Source organism: Citrobacter sp. S46_ASV_140, assembly GCF_018919545.1.
Lineage (GTDB): Bacteria > Pseudomonadota > Gammaproteobacteria > Enterobacterales > Enterobacteriaceae > Citrobacter > Citrobacter braakii.
Window position 1 is genome coordinate 37,741 of record NZ_JAHLRC010000019.1, and the last position, 21,300, is coordinate 59,040.

Consider the following 21,300-nt stretch of genomic DNA (forward strand, 5'->3'; position numbering starts at 1 on the left):
CGCGGGAATGGTGGTTTGGAATGGGGGAAAGTAAACGGAGAGTAAAAATTTATGGGCTTATGCAAGCCCATAAATATTTAAGGATGTTTCTTATTCAAAAGAAGAAGAAAATCAGACCAACAACCAGGACGATATCCGCGATTAACGGGCAGAAAATGCCCTGCCAGTGTACGGCGCGAGGACGAAAACCAACGCCGTGAATGATTCCTGCGCAGACCGCCCACATCAGCAGGAGACCATGCCAGATTTCCAGCTCACTGGTTTTGGCCGCGAAACGTGACGGATCCCAGAATATGCAGCCAGCCAACACGATTGCCAGCACAAAGGAAAGCGCCCGCAAGGGGCGCTTGTCCATCGCGTTATACTGCATCGCGATAATGTTGGTCATCAGCTATCTTCTTGTCCGGCTTTGCCTGATTCAACGTGCTCAAGCGCCAGCGCTGTGATTATCCCAAATGCACAGGCAAGAAGCGTTCCCAAAATCCATGCGAAATACCACATTTTAAGCTCCTTACTTAGTACAGAGAGTGGGTGTTGCTTTCAATATCTTCTTTGGTGATGCGTCCGAACATCTTCCAGTAACACCAGCCGGTGTACAGCAGAATGATCGGAACGAACACACAAGCTACATACGTCATCAGATTCAGCGTCAGCTGGCTGGACGTTGCATCCCACATGGTCAGACTTGCGTTCATCATGGTGCTGGATGGCATCACAAACGGGAACATTGCGATACCAGCCGTCAGGATGATGCAGGCTAACGTCAGTGAAGAGAAGACGAACGCCCATGCCCCTTTCTCCATACGAGAAGTCAGGATGGTCAACAGCGGCAGAACCACGCCCAGTGCAGGAACCAGCCACAGGATAGGTGCATTGTTAAAGTTCACCATCCATGCGCCAGCCACGCGAGCCACTTCTTTGGTCAGCGGGTTAGAGGCGGCATGATGATCCAGTGCTGAGGTCACAACATAACCGTCAATACCGTAAATCACCCACACACCAGCCAGCGCGAAGCAGACCATAGTGACCAGTGCCGCAACCTGCGACGTTGCACGCGCACGCAGATGCAGTTCACCTACCGTACGCATCTGCAGATAGGTCGCGCCCTGGGTGATGATCATCCCAACACTCACGACACCCGCCAGCAGACCAAACGGATTCAGCAACTGGAAGAAGTTACCGGTGTAGTACAAACGCATGTAGTCGTCTACGTGGAACGGAACCCCTTGCAGCAGGTTGCCGAACGCCACGCCAATAACCAGCGGTGGAACGAAGCTACCAATGAAGATGCCCCAGTCCCACATGTTGCGCCAGCGCATGTCTTCAATCTTGGAGCGGTAATCAAAACCGACCGGACGGAAGAACAAAGACGCCAGTACCAGGATCATCGCCACATAGAAACCGGAGAACGCAGCGGCATACACCATCGGCCAGGCAGCGAACAGTGCGCCACCCGCGGTGATGAGCCAAACCTGGTTACCGTCCCAGTGCGGGGCGATGGAGTTAATCATAATTCGACGCTCGGTATCATTACGACCGAGGAAACGGGTGAGCATGCCCACCCCCATGTCGAAGCCATCAGTGACCGCGAAACCAATCAGCAGAATGCCAACCAGCAGCCACCAGATAAAACGCAATACTTCATAATCGATCATTTGACGACTCCTGTCTTAGCGTGCCGGCTGAGAAGTCACAGTGGACTGCTCGTAGTGATAACGACCGGTTTTCAGGCTACTCGGCCCAAGGCGTGCGAACTTGAACATCAGATACAGTTCAGCCACCAGGAACAGGGTATACAGGCCGCAAATCAACAGCATCGAGAAGATGAGGTCGCCAGCGGTCAGCGAAGAGTTCGCTACGGCTGTTGGTAACACTTCACCAATCGCCCACGGTTGGCGGCCGTACTCTGCAACAAACCAACCGGATTCAATGGCAATCCACGGCAGAGGAATCGCATACAGCGCGGTGCGCAGCAGCCATTTTTTCTCACCGATACGGTTACGAATCACGGTCCAGAAGGACACTGCGATGATTGCCAGCATCAGAATGCCGCACGCCACCATAATACGGAAAGCGAAGTACAGCGGCGCAACGCGAGGAATAGAATCTTTCGTTGCCTGCTGAATTTGCGCTTCGGTCGCGTCGGTGACGTTATCCGTATAGCGTTTCAGCAGCAGACCATAACCCAGGTCTTTCTTCATGCTGTTGAACTGGTCGCGAACGGCCTGATCGGTAGTTCCTGCACGCAGTTCTTCCAGCAGTTGATACGCTTTCATCCCGTTACGGATGCGCTCTTCGTGCTGCACCATCAGGTCTTTCAGACCAATGACCGGTGTATCAACAGAGCGGGTGGCAATGATGCCCAGCGCATAAGGAATTTGAATCGCAAAATGGTTTTCCTGCGCATCCTGGTCCGGAATACCGAACAGGGTAAAGGAAGCCGGTGCAGGCTGCGTTTCCCATTCTGCTTCAATAGCAGCGAGTTTGGTTTTCTGCACGTCGCCCATTTCGTAACCGGATTCATCACCCAGAACGATAACAGACAGAATAGCAGCCATACCAAAGCTGGCGGCGATTGCAAAAGAACGTTTAGCAAACGCGAAGTCACGACCGCGCAGCATATAGTAGGAGCTGATCCCCAGAACGAACATCGCGCCACAAACATAACCAGATGCCACAGTGTGAACAAATTTCACCTGTGCTACCGGGTTGAGCACCAGTTCAGAGAAGCTCAGCATCTCCATGCGCATGGTTTCAAAGTTGAAATCCGCGGCGATTGGGTTTTGCATCCAGCCGTTCGCAACCAGAATCCACAGTGCGGACAGGTTAGAACCCAGGGCCACCAGCCAGGTGACGCACATATGCTGGACTTTACCCAAACGGTCCCAGCCGAAGAAGAACAGACCTACAAAGGTGGATTCGAGGAAGAAGGCCATCAAACCTTCGATCGCCAGCGGCGCACCGAAAATATCCCCTACATAGTGGGAGTAGTAAGACCAGTTAGTCCCGAACTGGAACTCCATGGTCAGACCGGTTGCCACACCCAGAGCGAAGTTGATACCAAACAACTTGCCCCAGAACTTGGTCATATCTTTATAAATCTGTTTGCCGGAAAGGACGTAGACCGTTTCCATGATGGCCAGCAAGAACGCCATACCTAGCGTCAGTGGCACAAACAGGAAGTGGTACATCGCGGTCAAGGCAAACTGTAAGCGCGACAGTTCGACTATATCTAACATCATGACTCCTTGCTCATCGCATGAAGACTCCGAGAGTGAACCCCGTTAGAAAGGGTCACACGCATGCCCCAATACAAATTTATCTGCTTCCCTCCGCCGCTGCTCTTTCTTCTCATTTGAAGAAAGGACAATGATGAAAGGTTACAAACATGTTAATAAAACACTCAAATTGATCCCGCAATTATATTACGCCGTAAAATCCTTACAATAAACAGGTTTTTATCGAGGTAAATTTGCATTTTTCGATAGTGATCAATTTATAGCTAATTTATCACCTTCAGACCAATTTGATCTGCAGCAATTTAACCTCTTTTGAGGCTGTTTACCAAGATTTAAACATTGATTTAAATCAATTTTCAAATTTAATGTTAATAGTGTTTAACAGTCAGGCGACTAGTGAACGTCATGTTAATGGTATGTTTTTCAATGAGTAATTGCCGTTACTACAAATGATAGGATATTTATTTAAATCTACACGATCTTTTAACCCGCCCGACTGACAAAATTGCCAGCAGATAAAGAGTCACTATTGCCGGGTAGCTCACAGTTTTTTGTTTAGCAAGTCATGGAATTGTTATTTCATACAAATTATTCATTTAAATTTTACTTATAATTAACACCAAGATGTAACTATCTCAAATGGAAGCGAAAGCGTCCCTCATTGACAGACGCATTGGGTTTGACGTCCTCAGCACAGCGCAGGCGTTTCGCTTAAAGCATCACTGAAAGTTATCACTCACTTCTCTTTTTCTCTTATGTGGCAACGTTTAAATATGCCACAAACAATTCATTATCATTTTTATCTTAAATTTAACAAAATATAATTATGTCATATAAGATTAAAAAATAAAAAACCGTTATCCCGTTCACAAGTTATTTAGTAAAGGTAATTTTTTAAATTATAAAAAATGACGCATAAATGAGGCGCACAACAAAATAAGATTTCGATCACAAACATGGCAAGTCATTTATTCGTCATTTTCCTGGTAAATAAAAAAAAGCCGCAAAAACAACATTCAACCACCTGATAAACAAGGGTTTTTACAAATAAAAAATATAACAATCATTTTGCGCAGGATATTTTGAAAATAGATCAATTGCTTCCTTTTCCGCTTACACAGAAACTCCGACCCTATTAAGAGGTTGTCACAAGCCATGTTCTAAATATTAGAAAATAATTTTCACTTATTGACCATCAGCCCTACAGAGGATTACCCATGAAGAAATCTACACTTGTTATTGGCGTCATCGGTGCTGACTGCCATGCAGTAGGTAATAAAGTTCTGGATCGCGTTTTTACTGCTCATGATTTTCACGTAATCAACCTCGGGGTGATGGTGAGCCAGGATGAATATATTGATGCCGCGATTGAAACAGGCGCCGATGCCATCGTGGTGTCCTCTATCTACGGTCATGGCGACATTGACTGCCTCGGGTTACGTGAGCGCTGCATCGAACGCGGCCTCGGCGATATTCTGCTGTACGTCGGCGGCAACCTGGTAGTTGGTAAACATGACTTCGGCGATGTGGAAGTGAAGTTTAAGGAGATGGGTTTTAACCGCGTCTTCGCACCGAGCCACGACCTGGAAGATGTCTGCGCACTTATCACCAATGATATTCGCCAACACAATGGCCTCGAGCAGCGTTGCCTGGAAGAGGCTATCTGATGCAAACAGTTTCTGTCGATATCGGCTCGACATGGACCAAGGCTGCCCTCTTCGCCCATGAAGGCGAGGAATTAACCCTGGTAAACCATGTCCTGACCCCAACCACCACACATCATCTGGCAGACGGTTTTTTTGCCAGCCTGAATCAGGTGCTGAACGTTGCCGATGCTCGCCCGTTACTGAAAAGTGGTGAAGTGCAGTTGAAATACTCCTCCTCGGCCAAGGGTGGACTCGCCGTTGCAGCAATGGGGCTGGTGCCTTCCATTACGCTGGAATCAGCAAAAGTTACCGCCCATTCGGCAGGAGCGAAAATCGCGCAATATTATTCGTACAAACTGAACCGGCATGACATCCAGGAGCTGGAATCATCACCGCCAGATATTCTGTTGTTTACCGGCGGTACAGACGGTGGCGAAGAAAGCTACGGCCTGGCGAATGCGCACGCGCTGGCAGGCTCAACGCTTGATTGCGCCATTATCTACGCCGGAAATCGGGACATTCAGGACGAAATACAAACGATTCTGGGACATAAAGATCTGACCACGGTAGACAACATTCTGCCTGACCTCGATCACCCGAATCCGTTTGCCGCGCGCCAGGCGATTTGCGATGTGTTCTTGTCACGCATTGTCAAAGGTAAAGGTCTGGACGTCATCGTCGGCGAAACCGGCGAAGAGCCAATGCCGACGCCATGGACGGTATATGAGTTAGTCAAAGCCATTAGCGATTACGACAGCGCATGGAAGGAATTCATGCTGATTGATATGGGCGGAGCCACCACGGATGTCTATTCGGCCAGCGCGAATACCCTCTCCCCCGATACCGTCCTGCATGGTGTTCCTGAACCGTTCGTCAAACGTACCGTTGAAGGCGACCTGGGAATGCGCGTTTCCGCCGTCGTGGTGGGAGAAAGCACGCAGGATATGGTGAAAGTCATCTTCGCCCAACAACCGCAGCGCGAGGAAGCGTTTTACCGCTACCTACGTCATCTGGTTGGGCAACCGGATTACCTGCCGCTCAGCGAGGAGGAGAAGTATTTCGACACCCTGCTGGCAGGTTTGTGCGTGGGCTATGCCGCTGAGCGCCACGCGGGCACTAAAAAGCAGGTTTGCACCTGCGTGGGTAACGTGGATTTACAGATGGGTCGCGATCTCACCACCGTACGCAAAGTCGTCGGTTCAGGGGGATGGCTCTCTCGCGCCAGCCAGTTCGATATCCATAGCTGGCTCAAATACCGGGAGCTGGACGACCAGGGTAAAAGAATTTTGTTACCGAATCAGTTTGAGTATTACCGCGATTCAAATGGCCTGCTCCCGCTACTGGCAAACGTCGCCAGGCTGTACCCGCAAGCCGCTGCTCGCACCAGCATTCAGTGTTTAACCCTATAAAACTTAAGGCAGCTACGAATGGAACTTCGAAATAAAAAATTGACCCATGACGAATTCATGACCGAAAGGCATCAGGTATTACAAACCTGGGAAACCGGCAAAGACGTTGAGAACTTCGAAGATGGCGTGAAGTACCAGCAATCAATCCCGGATAATAAGCGCTTCTCCCTTGCTCTGCTGAAGGCCGATCAGGAAGGGAAAACCCTGAGCCAGCCGCGCGCAGGCGTAGCATTAATGGATGAGCATATTGCGCTGCTCAAAACATTGCAGGAAGAGTGCGACCTCCTGCCGAGTACTATCGATGCCTATACCCGTCTGAACCGCTATGAAGAAGCCGCCGTCGGGATCCAGAAATCTATCGAAGCAGGTACTTCCAAGCTGAATGGTTTACCGGTCGTCAATCACGGGGTTGCTGCCTGCCGTCGTATGACTGAAGCGCTGGAAAAACCAATCCAGGTTCGTCACGGCACGCCGGATGCGCGCCTGCTGGCAGAAATCGCCATGGCCAGTGGCTTTACCAGCTACGAAGGCGGCGGCATCTCCTACAACATTCCTTACGCTAAACGTGTCACTCTGGAAAAATCCATCCGCGACTGGCAGTACTGCGACCGCCTGATGGGCATGTACGAAGAGAACGGTATTCGTATCAACCGTGAACCGTTTGGCCCACTGACCGGCACCTTGATCCCGCCGTTTATGTCCCACTCGGTGGCGATTATCGAAGGTCTGTTGGCTCTGGAACAAGGCGTGAAGTCAATTACCGTTGGCTACGGCCAGGTCGGTAGCCTGACGCAGGATATTGCAGCGATTCAGGCGCTGCGCGAACTTTCCCACGAATATTTCCATAACCACGGCTTTGACGATTACGAACTGAGTACCGTTTTCCACCAGTGGATGGGCGGATTCCCGGAAGATGAAGCAAAAGCCTTCTCCGTTATCGCCTGGGGCGCAGCGGTTGCCGGTATGTCAGGTGCCACCAAAGTGATCACCAAAAGTCCGCACGAAGCGTTCGGTATCCCAACGGCAGCAGCGAACGCCCAGGGTCTGAAAGCTTCACGCCAGATGCTCAACATGGTCAGCGACCAGAAATTCCCGCAGTGCGCTGCCGTGGAGCAGGAAGTTGATCTGATTAAGAGCGAAGTCCGCGCGGTGCTGAAGAAAGTCTTCGAACTTGGCAATGGCGACATTGCGCGCGGTACAGTGCTGGCCTTTGAAGCAGGCGTACTGGATGTACCTTTCGCGCCTGCCGCCTGTAACGCCGGTAAGATCCTGCCTGTTCGCGATAACACAGGCGCCATCCGTATTCTCGAAGCCGGATCCGTTCCGCTGCCGAAAGACATTCTCGCCCTGCACCACGACTACGTCGCAGAGCGCGCGCATTTCGAAGGCCGCAAGCCTTCTTTCCAGATGGTCATTGATGACATCAACGCCGTATCCCACAGTAAATTAATAGGAAGACCATAATGAAAATTAAACAGGCCCTTTTCACAGCTGGCTACTCCTCATTTTATTTTGACGATCAGCAGGCCATCAAAAACGGCGCCGGTCATGACGGGTTTATCTATACCGGCGCTCCGGTAACGCCTGGATTTACATCTGTTCGTCAGGCGGGTGAATGCGTATCCGTACAGCTGATTCTGGAAAACGGCGCGGTAGCAGTGGGCGATTGTGCAGCGGTGCAATATTCAGGTGCAGGTGGACGCGATCCGCTGTTCCTGGCTGAAAACTTCATTCCGTTCCTTAACGATCACATCAAACCGCTGCTGGAAGGCCGTGACGTTGATTCGTTCCTGACCAACGCCCGTTTCTTTGACGAACTGCGTATTGACGGCCATCTGCTGCATACCGCCGTACGTTATGGTCTGTCTCAGGCGCTGCTCGACGCGGCGGCACTGGCTACCGGTCGTCTGAAAGCAGAAGTGGTTTGTGATGAATGGCAACTGCCGTGCGTCCCGGAAGCCATTCCATTATTTGGCCAGAGCGGCGACGACCGTTATATCGCTGTCGACAAGATGATCCTCAAAGGTGTGGACGTCCTGCCGCATGCGCTGATCAATAACGTAGAAGAGAAGCTGGGCTTCAAAGGCGAAAAACTGCGTGAGTACGTCCGCTGGTTATCAAACCGCATCCTGAGCCTGCGCACCAACGAAACCTATCACCCGACGCTGCATATTGATGTCTACGGCACCATCGGTCTGATCTTCGATATGGATCCGGTGCGTTGCGCCGAATACATCGCCAGCCTGGAAGCCGAAGCTCAAGGCCTGCCGCTGTACATTGAAGGCCCGGTAGATGCCGGTAACAAGCCGGATCAGATCCGCATGCTCACCGAGATCACTCAGGAGCTCACCCGTCTGGGTTCCGGCGTGAAAATTGTTGCGGATGAATGGTGTAACACCTATCAGGATATCGTGGACTTCACCGACGCGGGCAGTTGCCACATGGTGCAGATCAAGACCCCGGATCTGGGCGGTATTCACAACATCGTTGATGCGGTGCTGTATTGCAACAAACACGGAATGGAAGCCTATCAGGGTGGTACCTGTAACGAAACGGAAATCAGTGCGCGTACCTGCGTACACGTCGCGCTGGCTGCGCGTCCAATGCGCATGCTGATCAAGCCGGGTATGGGTTTCGATGAAGGTCTCAACATCGTGTTTAACGAAATGAACCGCACCATCGCGCTGTTGCAAACTAAGGATTAAGAGATGGCACGCACATTTAAGATCTTATCGCCTACGGCTATCCTGGGTTATGGCTTCCCGGAAGAAAGTTTTCGTAAAGCCATGGAAGAGTCACCGGATCTTATTGCTGTTGACGCAGGTTCCTCCGATCCAGGCCCCCACTATCTGGGGGCGGGTAAACCCTTTACCGACCGGGCCGGTGTGAAACGCGATCTGCGCTATATGATCGTGGCAGGCGTGAAGAACAACATCCCGGTAGTGATCGGCACGGCCGGTGGTTCTGGCGCAGCTCCGCATCTGGAGTGGTGTCGCCAGATAATCCATGAGATCGCACAGGAAGAAAAACTGTCCTTCTCAATGGCGTTAATCCCGTCTGATGTCGACAAAGAAATCGTTCATCAGGCGCTGGATAACGGCAAAATCACCGCGCTCGATTTTGTGCCTGAACTGACTCACGATGCAATTGAAGAGAGCACCTACATTGTCGCGCAGATGGGCGTCGAGCCTTTTCAGCGTGCGCTCGAAGCTGGCGCGCAGGTGGTTCTGGGCGGACGTGCCTACGATCCGGCCTGCTTCGCCGCGCTGCCAATAATGCAGGGCTTTGATGAAGGTCTGGCACTTCATTGCGGGAAGATCCTTGAGTGTGCTGCCATTGCCGCCACCCCTGGCTCCGGCTCAGATTGTGCGATGGGGATCATTGATGACAACGGCTTTACGCTGAAGGCGTTCAATCCCAAGCGTAAGTTCACTGAAACTTCCGCTGCGGCGCACACCCTGTATGAGAAGTCCGATCCGTACTTCCTGCCAGGACCAGGCGGCGTGCTGAACCTGAAAGCGTGCACCTTTACCCAGGTTAACGAGGGCGAAGTGTATGTCAGTGGTTCACGTCATGAAGAAACACCGTATGCGTTGAAACTGGAAGGCGCTCGTCAGGTTGGCTTCCGTTGCCTGACCATCGCCGGAACGCGCGACCCAATTATGATTGCCGGGATTGACACCATTCTCGAAGAGGTACAAGCAAGTGTGGCGCGTAACCTCTCACTGAATGACGACAGTATCCGCATGACGTTCCACCTGTATGGTAAGAACGGTGTGATGGGCAACCATGAACCGATGAAAACTGCCGGTCATGAGCTGGGGATTTTACTGGATGTCGTTGCGCCGACGCAGGATATCGCCAACAGCGTTTGCTCGCTGGTACGCTCTACCCTGCTGCACTACGGCTATGAAAATCGCATTGCGACTGCGGGCAACCTCGCCTTCCCGTTCTCGCCATCTGATATTCAAAGTGGACCGGTGTATGAGTTCTCGATCTATCACCTGATTGAAGCGAGCGATGCGCTGCGATTTGATTTCCACATTGAACAGGTGACGCCAGAAGGAGTTCAGGCATGAAACACTCAATTTGTTCACTGGCGCAGGTTATTCGCTCCAAAAACGCCGGACCGTACGAACTGGTTTTAGATATTTTATTTAAAACCAGGGAAGACTATCAGCGGGTAAAAGCCTGCGAGCAATTAACGCCGCAGCTTATTGCCAGTTTATATAATGTTGAACCTGACTTCATTCACAATATCGTGTGGTTCGATCCGGCGAATGCCGTAAAAATCGTCATGCCGCGCGATATTATTTCCGGCAACGTCGGTGACAATGATGTTTATGGTGCTCAGCAACACGCTCCATTATTAAGTATTGAGTTCGACTTGTAACAAAACACACAATAACAACCATTGGAGCACTGAATTCAGCGGTATCACAGTGCTTCGAATTATTCATGCGGTTGGTCACAACAGGCGTGCGTCTGAGCTGCTGTCCAGGCTCAGGCGCACACCACCCTACACAATTCAAATTACCAGCCTTTATCCGATGGAGTACACATGAAGAAAATAAGTTTAACGAAGATGATCATATTAGGCCTGATACTCGGCATGATTGCCGGGGTGGCCATAAATAATATGGCCGCGGCTGAAACAGCAAAATCCTATGCAGCAGATATTTCTATTTTTACCACCATATTCTTACGCATGGTAAAAATGATTATCGCGCCATTGGTTATTTCAACTCTGGTTGTTGGTATTGCCAAAATGGGCGATGCCAAAACGCTGGGACGTATATTTTCGAAAACCTTCTTCCTGTTTATTTGCGCCTCTCTGGTGTCAATTGCACTGGGTCTGGTTATCGTTAACATCTTCCAGCCAGGCGCGGGGATCAACTTCGTACCGCATGACGTCGGGGCCGTTGCCGCCGTTCAGTCAGAGCCATTCACGCTGAAAGTGTTCATCTCGCACGCGGTACCGACCAGTATTGTCGATGCGATGGCGCGTAACGAAATTCTGCAGATCGTGGTGTTCTCAATTTTCCTCGGTTGCAGCCTGGCCGCAATTGGTGAAAAAGCCGAGCCTATCGTGAAGGTTCTGGATTCACTGGTACACGTGATGCTGAAGCTGACGGGCTACGTCATGCTGTTTGCACCACTGACCGTTTTTGCCGCTATTTCTGGTCTGATTGCCGAACGTGGTCTGGGTGTGATGGTCAGCGCCGGGATCTTCATGGGTGAATTCTATCTGACCCTGGGTATGCTGTGGGCAATCCTGATTGGCCTGTCAACCATGATAGTCGGGCCTTGCATCGCGCGTTTGACCAAATCAATCCTCGAGCCTGCACTGCTGGCCTTTACTACCTCCAGCTCAGAAGCCGCCTTCCCTGGCACCCTGGACAAGCTGGAAAAATTCGGCGTTTCTTCAAAAATCGCCAGCTTCGTTCTGCCTATCGGTTACTCCTTTAACCTGGTCGGCTCCATGGCGTACTGCTCATTTGCCACCGTCTTTATTGCTCAGGCGTGCAACATTGAGCTGAGCATGGGCGAGCAAATTACCATGCTGTTAATCCTGATGCTGACCTCTAAAGGGATGGCGGGCGTACCGCGTGCATCAATGGTGGTTATCGCCGCAACCCTGAACCAGTTCAACATTCCTGAAGCTGGTCTGATCCTGTTGATGGGCGTCGATCCGTTCCTCGATATGGGTCGTTCTGCTACCAACGTCATGAGTAACGCAATGGGTGCTGCCATTGTAAGTCGCTGGGAAGGTGAACACTTCGGCCAGGGTTGTCGTGGCACTGCGCCAGTGAAGACCCCGGAACAAGAACGTCCGGTTACCGAAACAGAAGTCGCGTTGTCCTGATACGACGTTATTGCCGGATGGCGCTTGCGCTTATCCGGCCTACATAACGTTTAACTATCCGTTGGCCGGATAAGGCGGTACACCGCCATCCGGCACCATGATGAGTACACCAACAGGATTGCACCATGACTAAAACTCTTCTCGGCGTGAGTATTTTTTCCTTCAGCGTTTTGTTCAGCGCAACGACTCTCGCGCAAACCACGCCGGATTACGCAAAGCTTATCGACCAGGCACATCAAAAATATAAAAGTAACCACGATGGAAAAGTCGCCGACTACATCCCTGCCCTGGCGACCTACAGCCCGAATAACTTTGCCATTACCATTGCCACGGTGGACGGCAAGATCTACCAGGTTGGCGATGTTAACAAACCCTTCCCCATGGAATCCCTGAGCAAAGTTTTCACCATGGCGCTCGCCATGGAACAGCACGGCCCTCAGGTGGTGCTGGATAAACTCGGGGCCAATGCCACCGGCATGCCCTTCAACTCCGGTTTAGCGGTTGAGCTGACCAAAGGCGCGCCTGAGAACCCGCTGGTAAACGCCGGGGCGATGAGCACCGTTAGCCTGATTGAAGCCAAAGACAAAACCGATCGCTGGAACAAAATCCTCGACAACCTGAACGTCTGGGCCGACGCCACGCTCACGGTTAATGAGCCGGTCTTTAAATCCGAGATGGAAACCAACCAGCACAATCAGGCGCTGGCGAAGCTGATGGAATCCTATAACAGCTTCTATGGCAATACCGACGAAGCTGTCGAAATTTATACCCGTCAGTGCTCGGTGGATATCACCGTTGAGCAACTGGCCAAAATGGGGGCGGTACTGGCGAACAAAGGCAAATCTCCATTCAACGGCAAGCAGTTGCTGAATGAAAAATATGTTCCGCAGGTGCTGGCAGAAATGGCGATTGCCGGACTATACGACGGCAGCGGTAAATGGCTCTACACCGTGGGCATCCCGGCAAAAAGCGGCGTCGGCGGCGGCATGGTCGCCGTTGTCCCGGGCGAATATGCGATTGCCGTCTATTCTCCGCCGCTGGATGAAGCCGGTAACAGCGTTCGCGCCCAGAAAACGATCGAATATGTCGCCGAAGCGACAAAAGCCAATGTCTTTTTAGCGCATTAAGCAATTACGGATGGCGTGAGCGCCATCCGACATATTAACTAAAAGGTGAGATGTAAACATGTCTAAACCATTTGTCTGGCAGGAACTCTTTGTTCAGAGTAAAGATAATACCGAATATGAATTACTGAGTAACCAGCACGTTGCGGTAACGGAGTTAGACGGAGAGGAAGTGATTAAGGTTGCGCCAGAAGCGCTAACCTTATTAGCCCAGCAGGCATTTTATGAGGCTTCATTTTTCCTGCGCGCCGGACATTTAAAACAGATAGCCAGCATTCTGCACGATCCGCAGGCCAGCAGTAACGATAAGTACGTCGCATTGCAACTGCTACGCAATGCTGAGGTTTCGGCCAAAGGCGTCCTGCCCAACTGCCAGGATACCGGGACGGCAACCATTGTGGCCTGCAAAGGACAGCATGTCTGGACCGGCGGCGATGACGCAGAAGCATTAAGCAAAGGCGTGTACACCACCTTCACCGAAAACAACCTGCGTTACTCGCAAAATGCCCCGCTGGACATGTATACCGAGGTCAATACCCAGACTAACCTGCCGGCGCAAATCGACATCAGCGCCACGCCGGGTAACGAATACCGTTTCCTGTTCGTCAACAAAGGCGGCGGCTCTGCTAACAAAGCGGCGCTGTTCCAGGAAACCAAATCTATTCTGCAGCCGGAAAAGCTCACCGCGTTTCTGATCGAAAAAATGAAATCACTGGGTACAGCCGCCTGCCCGCCGTATCACATCGCTTTCGTCGTTGGAGGCTTGTCCGCCGACCAGACGCTGAAGGTTGCCAAACTGGCTTCAACTAAATATTACGATAACCTGCCCACCAGCGGGAACGAACTGGGTCAGGCATTCCGCGATACGGCGCTGGAAGCCGAGCTGCTTAACGCCAGCCGCGAGTTTGGCATCGGCGCGCAGTTTGGCGGCAAATACTTTGCCCACGATATCCGGGTGATCCGCCTGCCACGCCACGGCGGCTCCTGCCCTATCGCCATGGCTCTCTCCTGCTCAGCCGACCGCAACATCAAGGCCAAAATCAACAAACACGGAATCTGGCTGGAGAAACTCGAGCATAATCCGGGCAAATTTATTCCCGATTCACAGCGGGTAGAAAATAGCGCCCAGACCGTACAACTGGATCTGAATCGTCCGTTGCGCGAGATCCTGCATGATCTCACCACTCTGCCAATTGGGACGCGTTTATCGTTAACCGGCCCGATTGTTGTGGCTCGCGATATCGCGCATGCCAAAATCAAAGAGCGCCTGGATAACGGCGAACCAATGCCAGATTACATGAAAAACCATATCGTCTATTACGCGGGCCCGGCTAAAACCCCCAGTAATCTGGCCTGCGGTTCGCTAGGTCCCACAACCGGCGGGCGCATGGACGGTTACGTCGATGCTTTCCAGGCCGCGGGCGGCAGTCTGATCATGTTGTCGAAAGGCAACCGCAGCGCGCAAGTCACGGATGCGTGTCGCAAACATGGTGGTTTTAACCTTGGCAGCATTGGCGGCGCCGCAGCCTTGTTGGCGCAGCAGTACGTGAAGAGCCTGCACTGCCTTGAATATCCCGAGCTGGGAATGGAAGCGGTGTGGATGATGGAAGTTAAAAATATGCCGGCCTTCGTATTAGTGGATGATAAAGGCAATAACTTCTTTAGCCAGTTTGAGCAGCAGCATCGCTGCGCAACCTGTCCGGCAGGACATTAAGGAGTCACCATGGAAGCGCGAGCCAATAATGACAGACACCGCCAGCGTCAGCAGAAACTGAAAGAACAGGTTGATACCCGCGTGGCGGCGGCAACGGAGAAGAAAGGTATCCTGATTGTCTTCACCGGCAACGGTAAAGGAAAATCCACCGCAGCCTTTGGTACGGCAACGCGCGCGGTTGGTCACGGAAAAACCGTTGGCATCGCGCAGTTTATTAAAGGCCAGTGGGATAATGGCGAGTACAACACGCTGCAACCGCTCGGTGTCGAATTTCATATTATGGGCACCGGATTTACCTGGGAAACCCAAAATCGGCAAGCGGATATCGAGGCGGCAACGGTAGTCTGGCAGGAAAGTAAGCGCATGCTGGCTGATCCGCAGTACGATCTGGTGGTGTTGGATGAGCTTACCTACATGCTGGCTTACCACTATCTGGACACCCAGGAGGTTATCAGCGCCATCGAAAATCGCCCTGCGGAGCAAAGCGTCATCGTGACCGGGCGCGGATGCCATGCGCTGTTACTGGAACTGGCCGATACGGTCAGTGAAATTCGCCCGGTCAAGCACGCGTTTGACCGCGGGATTCAGGCACAGATTGGAATCGACTGGTAGCCGTTCTTTTGCCGGATAACGATGCTAACGCGTCTTATCCGGCCTACCAATCGTTGTAGGCCTGATAAAGCGCAAACCACCATCAGGTAGCCGACACCACGGACTTACTGAGCAACCAGTTACGAAATGTCTGTAAATGCGCAGACTCCGATTTCTCTTCACGCCACGTCATAATGAAACGGTTCCCGGTGCGCATCGGAACATCGCAAGGAATGACCATATCTCCATTGTCCAGATCGTGCTGAATGGCAAAACGAGGAAGCAGCGCAACCCCCAGATTAGAACGGACCGCCGCAATCAACATCGACAACAGATCAAATCTCGGGCCTTTATTTACCAGCGGGCTGCTGACGTTGGACAGCGCAAACCATTCCTGCCAGCCTTTGATTCGCGTACTCTGGTGCAACAGCGGGTATTCGTTCAGCAGTTCGTGGACTGACAGTTTCCGTTCCGGTTCGGCCAGCAGGCAGCGGCTGCAAACTGGCAGAATTTCCTCTTCAAACAGGTACTCAACCTCTGACCACGGTGAGTAGAAATCTTCGCGCATAATTGCCGCATCATACTCACGATTAAGAAAATCACCGATATTCGCCAGCGAATGGATGTTCACAATAATATCAGGATTGAGTTTGTTAAACTCGCGCAGGTTGGGGATCAACCAATGCGTACTGAACGTCGGATTTACCGCCAGCTCAATAACCTGTACGGTCGGTTGCCAGGTCATTATTGTGGTCGTATCGCGCTCGAGTTTATTTAACGTTTCTTTAACGATACTTAAATAGTGTTTGCCGGCCGCATTTAAAAAAATACGTTTTTTGGCATGATTAAATAGCGCGGTATTAAGAAAATCCTCCAGTGCATTCACCTGGCGGAAAACAGCACTTTGTGTTAACGCCAACTCTTCAGCTGCCCTGGTATAACTTTCGTGACGCGCAACCACTTCAAAAGTTACCAGCAACTCCGTCTTGGGTATTTTTCCTCTCATAACCTCTTCCATATGCAGCGTACAAAAATAGTTTAATTTATAAAAAATAATTCAAGGCACCCAGATAAGCACCGAGAGTTATATTTTATTTTCTCCATTGATGTCATTGATCCAATCCATGATTTGCTCACACTGATGGCGGATAAATATTAACCAATAATACTCAAGCACAACAATAAACACAATTTAAATAAGGTTAAACTTAAGTAAATAGTGCCAATAAGTTCTTAATAATTTTTCAAGTCTTCTTGTTTATTGCAGAAAAAACTTTGCGAGATTAATCAATATTATCCACGCGCTAATCCTGGATAATTTCACGTTATAACTTACGGACAAACGACTGCTTTTAATCATTTATTGATGTCGTTTGTGCCATTTTTTGACAGACGTGATAAAGGACACATTGTGAAAACTTTCGGAAAGGTCTGGCTCGTTGGAGCAGGTCCTGGTGATATTTCATTACTGACCCTCAAAGCAATGATCTGCATTAAACAGGCCGACGTCATTATTTACGATCGGCTGGTCAATCCTAAAATTTTAGAATGGGCATTACCTGACTGCCTGCTTATCAATGTCGGCAAAAATCCAGGATTCCATTGCGTTCCCCAGGATGAAATCAACGCACTGCTGGTCCAGTATGCCCAAACACACCACAACATTGTGCGCCTCAAAGGTGGCGATCCGTATGTATTTGGCCGTGGGGCTGAAGAAGTTGAGGATCTGGTTGAAATGGGCATCCCTTTTGAAGTTGTACCGGGTATTAGTTCTACGATTGGCGGCCTGACCTATGCCGGTATCCCGGTGACGCATCGCGATTTTGCCTCCGGCTTTCACGTGGTGACTGGCCACACGCGGGAAGGCAATCAGCAGCAGGACTGGCGTCAACTGGCGAAACTTAATGGCACGTTGGTCATCGTCATGGGTATCGCCAATCTGGCGTTTATCTGTGAAGAGTTGTTGATGGGCGGGAAATCAGCGGACACGCCCGCCGCACTAATTATGTCCGCGACCCGAGAAAATCAACGCCGCCTGACCTGCACGCTCGGTTCATTATTGAGCAAGGCGCAGGAAGCGAATATTGTTCCACCGGCGCTGATTGTAATCGGAGATGTGGTGACCCTGAGCGATCGGCTCTCTTTTATACCTGAAGCCATCACGTTGCCAGACAATCTTTACTGCGAAAGTCTGGCGTGACGAAAAGACTGGGGCGACGTTTGATGCGCCGCCCGGAAAACGCGGCAAAAGTAACTGGTTTGCGCGTATTGCAGTTTCCTGGCAATACTGTCTATGGAATGAACCGGATCGTGTAATAACTCCCCTGCTTTTTGCATTTTTTTCTGACTCACCCAGGTTTTAAAATTAACACCCTGGCGTTTCTTGAAAAACCGGCTGAAATAGTTCGCGCTTAAGCACACATGAGCCGCGACAGATTCCAAAGACAATTCACCATACAAATTCTCGTCAATATAACGCAGCGCCGCCATAAGTTTTTTCTCGTGACGTGAAGGCTCAGTGAAATAATGATGAGCGTAACGGGTTGCCGGAACAACAATCTTCTCAGAGATCAATTGTTCTTTCTCAAAATTATCAACAATAAAACTTAACAAATTTGCTGACGCCACCAGTACATTATTATCCACCATCGCAGACTGGCCCCACTCAGCTTTAATTTCGGGGTTATTAATCCATGAGTTTTTGTTATCAATAGCGATAGTTTTATATTCCTGATACTTTACCCGCACCTGCCCGCAGATAATAAAACCGTAAAGGTTTCCCTCATGAATTAATGGCATCGAGAACAGGCTTAGCCCTGCATGACAGGTGAGTATTCTGGGTTTAAGCTGTTTTAATGCCTCAAAAGCACAGTACTTGTCGCACTTTTGGCAACCTGCTCGATAGCGCTCATCCGCACGCATTAATGTGCAAAACGAATTAAAATTATGACATTCAGACAACGCTATACCGTTAATATCAACGACGACTGTGGCTAACCCAGTGGCTCGGGAGAAGAGTTCTGCGATAGAGAAAAAACGGTGTAAATAGTCATCCTGGATTTTCAGCGGCACGTTATCCTCCGGCATTAACAATATTAAGGCCGCTAATATGCAAAAATTAGCCTCAGGAAAGAATGATGCTTACCGCAAAAAATAATCTCATTTGTGCAGATGATTATGATCAATTGGCAAGAAAATTATAGCGACCACGATAATACTCTGCAGCACACCGCGACTTCGCTTTCTCAAAGATTAACGAATCTTCACACTCTCTTGTGAGACTCTTTTCGCAACACTCAACACCTAACTTCATTATTTTCAATAAATTACCCGTTTTTAATCTGAATTGATGATGTGCTTATTTGTGATAATCATCATGTGAATGTGAAAGGCCCTCCTGAATAATATGTTCAATTAGCAAACAATCTGAACGGAGTTGATCCATGGCCGTCACCACAGGCGTTATCGCCGACGATTTTACCGGCGCAACGGACATTGCAAGCTTTATGGCGCAGCAGGGGTGGCGCGTCGCGCTTCTGCCCGGTATGCCCGATACCGCGCAATGCTGGAATGAAGAGGTTGACGCTATCGTCATCTCGCTGAAAAGCCGCTCATTACCCGCAGAACAGGCCGTCGCCCAATCCCTGTCCTGTGCCCGCTGGCTGAAACAAAATGCAGGTGTCCGCCAGATTTATTTTAAATATTGTTCGACGTTTGACTCCACGCCAACAGGCAATATTGGCCCGGTCAGCGATGCATTGATGAACGACCTGCAGGTTCCGCTGATCGTCCACTGCCCCGCTCTGCCGCAAAACGGACGCACGGTGGTGCATGGTCATCTTTTTGTACACGGTGTACTGCTTAACGAATCCGGGATGGAAAAGCATCCGCTCAATCCAATGAACGATGCCAGCCTGCCGCGCCTGCTAAGCGCGCAAACGCCAGGCGCGGTTGGTTGCATCAACCTCACGACCCTGCGTCAAGGTGTGGAAGCGGTCACTTACGCCCTGGCCCAACTTCAGGCTGAAGGTACGCGTCACGTTATCGTCGATACGCTGGATGAAGCAGATCTCAACACACTGGCGCAAGCTCTCCATGCCAGCCCTCTGTTAGCCGGGGGCTCCGGGCTCGGCGGCGCGCTGGCCGCCTGCAGCGGAGGCCAGCAATCCATGCCGCCGGACTCTTTTCCACTGCCTGCCAAAACGGTGGTGTTCTCCGGTAGCTGTTCGGCAATGAGCAATCGTCAGGTTAATCGCTATAAGGCCGCGGCAGCGTCTCGTTTGCTTGATGTGTCCCGCTGCCTGTCTGATGCCGAACGCTACACCGATGAACTGAGCGCCTGGGCGATGACACATATCAGCGACCCATTAGCGCCATTGATATACGCCACCCAGCCGCCAGACGTACTCAAACGTATTCAACAGGAGCACGGCGAACAGGCCGCCAGCCAGGCAATCGAACACGCTTTTGCCCGGCTGAGCACAAAGCTACGGACTGCGGGTGTAAACACCTTTATCGTCGCGGGCGGAGAAACCTCCGGCACCGTTGTGGAAGCCTTGCAGGTGAAGCGTCTGTCCGTCGGCAAAGCCATTGCGCCAGGCGTGCCGTGGGTATTTTCCTCCGGTCTGGCGCTGGCGCTGAAGTCAGGCAACTTTGGTGACGACGATTTCTTTTTTACTGCCCAGGAGTACGCATTATGAATTCGGTGAGTGAACACCAACTGCGCGAACTACTCGTCCACTATGGCCGTTCCCTGTTTATGCGCGGTTACAGCAGCGGCGGTTCCGGCAATCTTAGCGTCAAAATGCCAGATGGCGGCTATCTGGTGACCCCGACCAACTCTTGTCTGGGCGAGCTTGATCCTGCCACGCTAAGTCGGCTGGATGCCAACGGCGTTCATCTTAGCGGCGACAAACCCTCAAAAGAGGTGCCCATGCATCTGGCGTGGTATCGACATCGGCCATCCTGCGGCGCGGTCGTGCACCTGCATTCTCCATGGCTGACCGCGCTCTCCTGCCTGCCGTGCACCACGCCGAAAAACTGCCTGCCGCCGTTAACACCGTACTATGTGATGCGCGTCGGGCAGTTACCGCTGCTGCCCTATTTCAAGCCTGGCCATGAAGGCATTGCCAGCGCACTGAGTGAAATCGCGGCAGACCATACGGCCGCGCTGCTGGCCAATCACGGGCCGGTAGTAAGCGGTCGCTCGCTGCGTGAGGCGGTGTTTAACGCCGAAGAACTGGAAGACAGCGCCCGCATCTGGCTGACGTTAAAACCGCTTGGCTATGTTCCGCTCTCAGAAGAAGCGGTGGCCGAACTTGAACATTCCCGGCAAGCGTGAGGTGACATAATGATCCCCGAGCAACGACGTGATTTTATCTACCGCTACGTGCACGAAAAAAATGCCGCCTCATTTAATGAACTGGCAGATTTGATGAGCGTGTCGCATATGACCGTGCGTCGCGACATCCAGTTGCTAGAAGAAGAAGGCAAAGTTATCGCCATTAACGGCGGAGTGAAGCTCAATAACCTGCTGAAATCCGAGCTGCCATGGCGGGAAAAAGCCGAGTTGAATCATGACGTGAAACGTAAAATGGGCCAGCTCGCCGCCATGCTCATTGAGCCCGGACAAACGCTGTATCTGGATGCTGGAACGTCGTTGTTTGAAGTGGCGAAAGCGGTCGCCGCCAGCCACTGTTTCAATCTGACGG

Annotated in this window: 20 protein-coding genes; 14 read left to right on the plus strand and 6 right to left on the minus strand. The window is 51.1% G+C overall.

What is annotated here, in order from left to right:
- Window positions 1-94: 94 nt before the first annotated feature.
- Genes ybgE through cydA form a run of 4 tightly spaced genes read right to left on the minus strand, consistent with a single transcriptional unit; the run spans window position 95 to window position 3,239 of the window.
- A complete protein-coding gene (gene ybgE, locus KQJ19_RS07975) occupies window positions 95-388 on the minus strand; it encodes a cyd operon protein YbgE (protein WP_016152311.1) in 294 nt (97 codons plus the stop codon).
- The gene (cydX, locus tag KQJ19_RS07980; RefSeq protein ID WP_003022970.1) at window positions 388-501 is read right to left on the minus strand and encodes a cytochrome bd-I oxidase subunit CydX; all 114 of its coding nucleotides are present in this window, start codon (window positions 499-501) and stop codon (window positions 388-390) included. Before cydX ends, ybgE begins: the two co-directional genes overlap by 1 nt.
- Before the next feature lie 14 nt (window positions 502-515).
- Window positions 516-1,655: a cytochrome d ubiquinol oxidase subunit II gene (gene cydB, locus KQJ19_RS07985; RefSeq protein ID WP_016152310.1), complete on the minus strand. Its 1,140-nt coding sequence runs from the start codon at window positions 1,653-1,655 to the stop codon at window positions 516-518.
- A 15-nt stretch (window positions 1,656-1,670) separates the two neighbouring features.
- Window positions 1,671-3,239 carry a cytochrome ubiquinol oxidase subunit I gene (cydA, locus tag KQJ19_RS07990; RefSeq protein WP_016152309.1) on the minus strand — a complete coding sequence of 523 codons (1,569 nt, stop codon included), beginning with the start codon at window positions 3,237-3,239 and terminating at the stop codon, window positions 1,671-1,673.
- A 1,217-nt stretch (window positions 3,240-4,456) separates the two neighbouring features.
- On the opposite strand from cydA, the gene glmS reads away from it, so the two are divergent.
- The 10 genes from glmS to cobO all read left to right on the plus strand — a co-directional run bounded on the left by glmS (window position 4,457) and on the right by cobO (window position 15,610).
- Window positions 4,457-4,906, plus strand: a complete 450-nt coding sequence (gene glmS / locus KQJ19_RS07995; protein WP_016152308.1) for a methylaspartate mutase subunit S — start codon at window positions 4,457-4,459, stop codon at window positions 4,904-4,906.
- Entirely contained in the window at window positions 4,906-6,294 is a 1,389-nt protein-coding gene (glmL, locus tag KQJ19_RS08000; RefSeq protein WP_047497777.1) for a methylaspartate mutase accessory protein GlmL, read from the plus strand. The genes glmS and glmL overlap by 1 nt, the downstream gene beginning before the upstream one ends.
- An 18-nt stretch (window positions 6,295-6,312) precedes the next feature.
- The gene (locus KQJ19_RS08005; RefSeq protein WP_047497775.1) at window positions 6,313-7,758 is read left to right on the plus strand and encodes a methylaspartate mutase subunit E; all 1,446 of its coding nucleotides are present in this window, start codon (window positions 6,313-6,315) and stop codon (window positions 7,756-7,758) included.
- Window positions 7,758-8,999 (plus strand): methylaspartate ammonia-lyase, encoded by a 1,242-nt coding sequence (locus tag KQJ19_RS08010; protein ID WP_016152305.1) that lies wholly within the window; start codon window positions 7,758-7,760, stop codon window positions 8,997-8,999. Before KQJ19_RS08005 ends, KQJ19_RS08010 begins: the two co-directional genes overlap by 1 nt.
- Before the next feature lie 3 nt (window positions 9,000-9,002).
- A complete protein-coding gene (locus KQJ19_RS08015) occupies window positions 9,003-10,373 on the plus strand; it encodes an acyclic terpene utilization AtuA family protein (RefSeq protein WP_016156013.1) in 1,371 nt (456 codons plus the stop codon).
- A complete protein-coding gene (locus tag KQJ19_RS08020; protein ID WP_016152303.1) occupies window positions 10,370-10,687 on the plus strand; it encodes a DUF4387 domain-containing protein in 318 nt (105 codons plus the stop codon). The genes KQJ19_RS08015 and KQJ19_RS08020 overlap by 4 nt, the downstream gene beginning before the upstream one ends.
- Window positions 10,688-10,855: 168 nt before the next feature.
- The gene (locus tag KQJ19_RS08025) at window positions 10,856-12,160 is read left to right on the plus strand and encodes a dicarboxylate/amino acid:cation symporter (RefSeq protein ID WP_047497772.1); all 1,305 of its coding nucleotides are present in this window, start codon (window positions 10,856-10,858) and stop codon (window positions 12,158-12,160) included.
- 125 nt (window positions 12,161-12,285) lie between these two features.
- On the plus strand, window positions 12,286-13,287 hold the full coding sequence (gene glsA / locus KQJ19_RS08030) for a glutaminase A (RefSeq protein WP_016152301.1): 1,002 nt from the start codon (window positions 12,286-12,288) through the stop codon (window positions 13,285-13,287).
- Between the two features lie 58 nt (window positions 13,288-13,345).
- Window positions 13,346-14,998: a class I fumarate hydratase gene (locus KQJ19_RS08035; protein WP_047497766.1), complete on the plus strand. Its 1,653-nt coding sequence runs from the start codon at window positions 13,346-13,348 to the stop codon at window positions 14,996-14,998.
- Window positions 14,999-15,007: 9 nt separating this feature from the next.
- A complete protein-coding gene (gene cobO, locus KQJ19_RS08040) occupies window positions 15,008-15,610 on the plus strand; it encodes a cob(I)yrinic acid a,c-diamide adenosyltransferase (protein WP_016156012.1) in 603 nt (200 codons plus the stop codon).
- Between the two features lie 82 nt (window positions 15,611-15,692).
- On the opposite strand, the gene KQJ19_RS08045 is transcribed toward cobO, so the two are convergent.
- Window positions 15,693-16,595, minus strand: coding sequence for a LysR substrate-binding domain-containing protein (locus tag KQJ19_RS08045; RefSeq protein WP_016152298.1), 903 nt, complete (start codon window positions 16,593-16,595; stop codon window positions 15,693-15,695).
- A gap of 405 nt (window positions 16,596-17,000) precedes the next feature.
- Here KQJ19_RS08045 and cobA point away from each other — a divergent pair, with 405 nt between their 5' ends.
- Complete coding sequence (gene cobA, locus KQJ19_RS08050) at window positions 17,001-17,789, plus strand: uroporphyrinogen-III C-methyltransferase (protein WP_131348074.1); 789 nt, start codon at window positions 17,001-17,003, stop codon at window positions 17,787-17,789.
- Here the strand turns inward: cobA and KQJ19_RS08055 are convergent.
- Window positions 17,768-18,661, minus strand: a complete 894-nt coding sequence (locus KQJ19_RS08055; protein WP_141874985.1) for a PocR ligand-binding domain-containing protein — start codon at window positions 18,659-18,661, stop codon at window positions 17,768-17,770. The two genes, cobA and KQJ19_RS08055, sit on opposite strands and share 22 nt — an antisense overlap.
- A 371-nt stretch (window positions 18,662-19,032) precedes the next feature.
- Between KQJ19_RS08055 and otnK the strand changes: the two genes are divergently transcribed.
- From otnK to KQJ19_RS08070, 3 genes are all read left to right on the plus strand, one after another.
- Window positions 19,033-20,289: a 3-oxo-tetronate kinase gene (gene otnK, locus KQJ19_RS08060; RefSeq protein WP_049040517.1), complete on the plus strand. Its 1,257-nt coding sequence runs from the start codon at window positions 19,033-19,035 to the stop codon at window positions 20,287-20,289.
- Window positions 20,286-20,930, plus strand: a complete 645-nt coding sequence (locus tag KQJ19_RS08065; RefSeq protein WP_016152294.1) for an aldolase — start codon at window positions 20,286-20,288, stop codon at window positions 20,928-20,930. Before otnK ends, KQJ19_RS08065 begins: the two co-directional genes overlap by 4 nt.
- A 9-nt stretch (window positions 20,931-20,939) precedes the next feature.
- Window positions 20,940-21,300: DeoR/GlpR family DNA-binding transcription regulator (locus KQJ19_RS08070; protein WP_216403523.1), on the plus strand; the 361-nt coding region annotated here is incomplete at its 3' end.

Bases quoted from the DNA above. Each gene is read 5' to 3' on its own strand.
- ybgE (WP_016152311.1), bottom strand. From the start codon at position 388: ATGACCAACATTATCGCGATGCAGTATAACGCGATGGACAAGCGCCCC.
- cydX (WP_003022970.1), bottom strand. From the start codon at position 501: ATGTGGTATTTCGCATGGATTTTGGGAACGCTTCTTGCCTGTGCATTT.
- cydB (WP_016152310.1), bottom strand. From the start codon at position 1,655: ATGATCGATTATGAAGTATTGCGTTTTATCTGGTGGCTGCTGGTTGGC.
- cydA (WP_016152309.1), bottom strand. From the start codon at position 3,239: ATGTTAGATATAGTCGAACTGTCGCGCTTACAGTTTGCCTTGACCGCG.
- glmS (WP_016152308.1), top strand. From the start codon at position 4,457: ATGAAGAAATCTACACTTGTTATTGGCGTCATCGGTGCTGACTGCCAT.
- glmL (WP_047497777.1), top strand. From the start codon at position 4,906: ATGCAAACAGTTTCTGTCGATATCGGCTCGACATGGACCAAGGCTGCC.
- KQJ19_RS08005 (WP_047497775.1), top strand. From the start codon at position 6,313: ATGGAACTTCGAAATAAAAAATTGACCCATGACGAATTCATGACCGAA.
- KQJ19_RS08010 (WP_016152305.1), top strand. From the start codon at position 7,758: ATGAAAATTAAACAGGCCCTTTTCACAGCTGGCTACTCCTCATTTTAT.
- KQJ19_RS08015 (WP_016156013.1), top strand. From the start codon at position 9,003: ATGGCACGCACATTTAAGATCTTATCGCCTACGGCTATCCTGGGTTAT.
- KQJ19_RS08020 (WP_016152303.1), top strand. From the start codon at position 10,370: ATGAAACACTCAATTTGTTCACTGGCGCAGGTTATTCGCTCCAAAAAC.
- KQJ19_RS08025 (WP_047497772.1), top strand. From the start codon at position 10,856: ATGAAGAAAATAAGTTTAACGAAGATGATCATATTAGGCCTGATACTC.
- glsA (WP_016152301.1), top strand. From the start codon at position 12,286: ATGACTAAAACTCTTCTCGGCGTGAGTATTTTTTCCTTCAGCGTTTTG.
- KQJ19_RS08035 (WP_047497766.1), top strand. From the start codon at position 13,346: ATGTCTAAACCATTTGTCTGGCAGGAACTCTTTGTTCAGAGTAAAGAT.
- cobO (WP_016156012.1), top strand. From the start codon at position 15,008: ATGGAAGCGCGAGCCAATAATGACAGACACCGCCAGCGTCAGCAGAAA.
- KQJ19_RS08045 (WP_016152298.1), bottom strand. From the start codon at position 16,595: ATGAGAGGAAAAATACCCAAGACGGAGTTGCTGGTAACTTTTGAAGTG.
- otnK (WP_049040517.1), top strand. From the start codon at position 19,033: ATGGCCGTCACCACAGGCGTTATCGCCGACGATTTTACCGGCGCAACG.
- KQJ19_RS08065 (WP_016152294.1), top strand. From the start codon at position 20,286: ATGAATTCGGTGAGTGAACACCAACTGCGCGAACTACTCGTCCACTAT.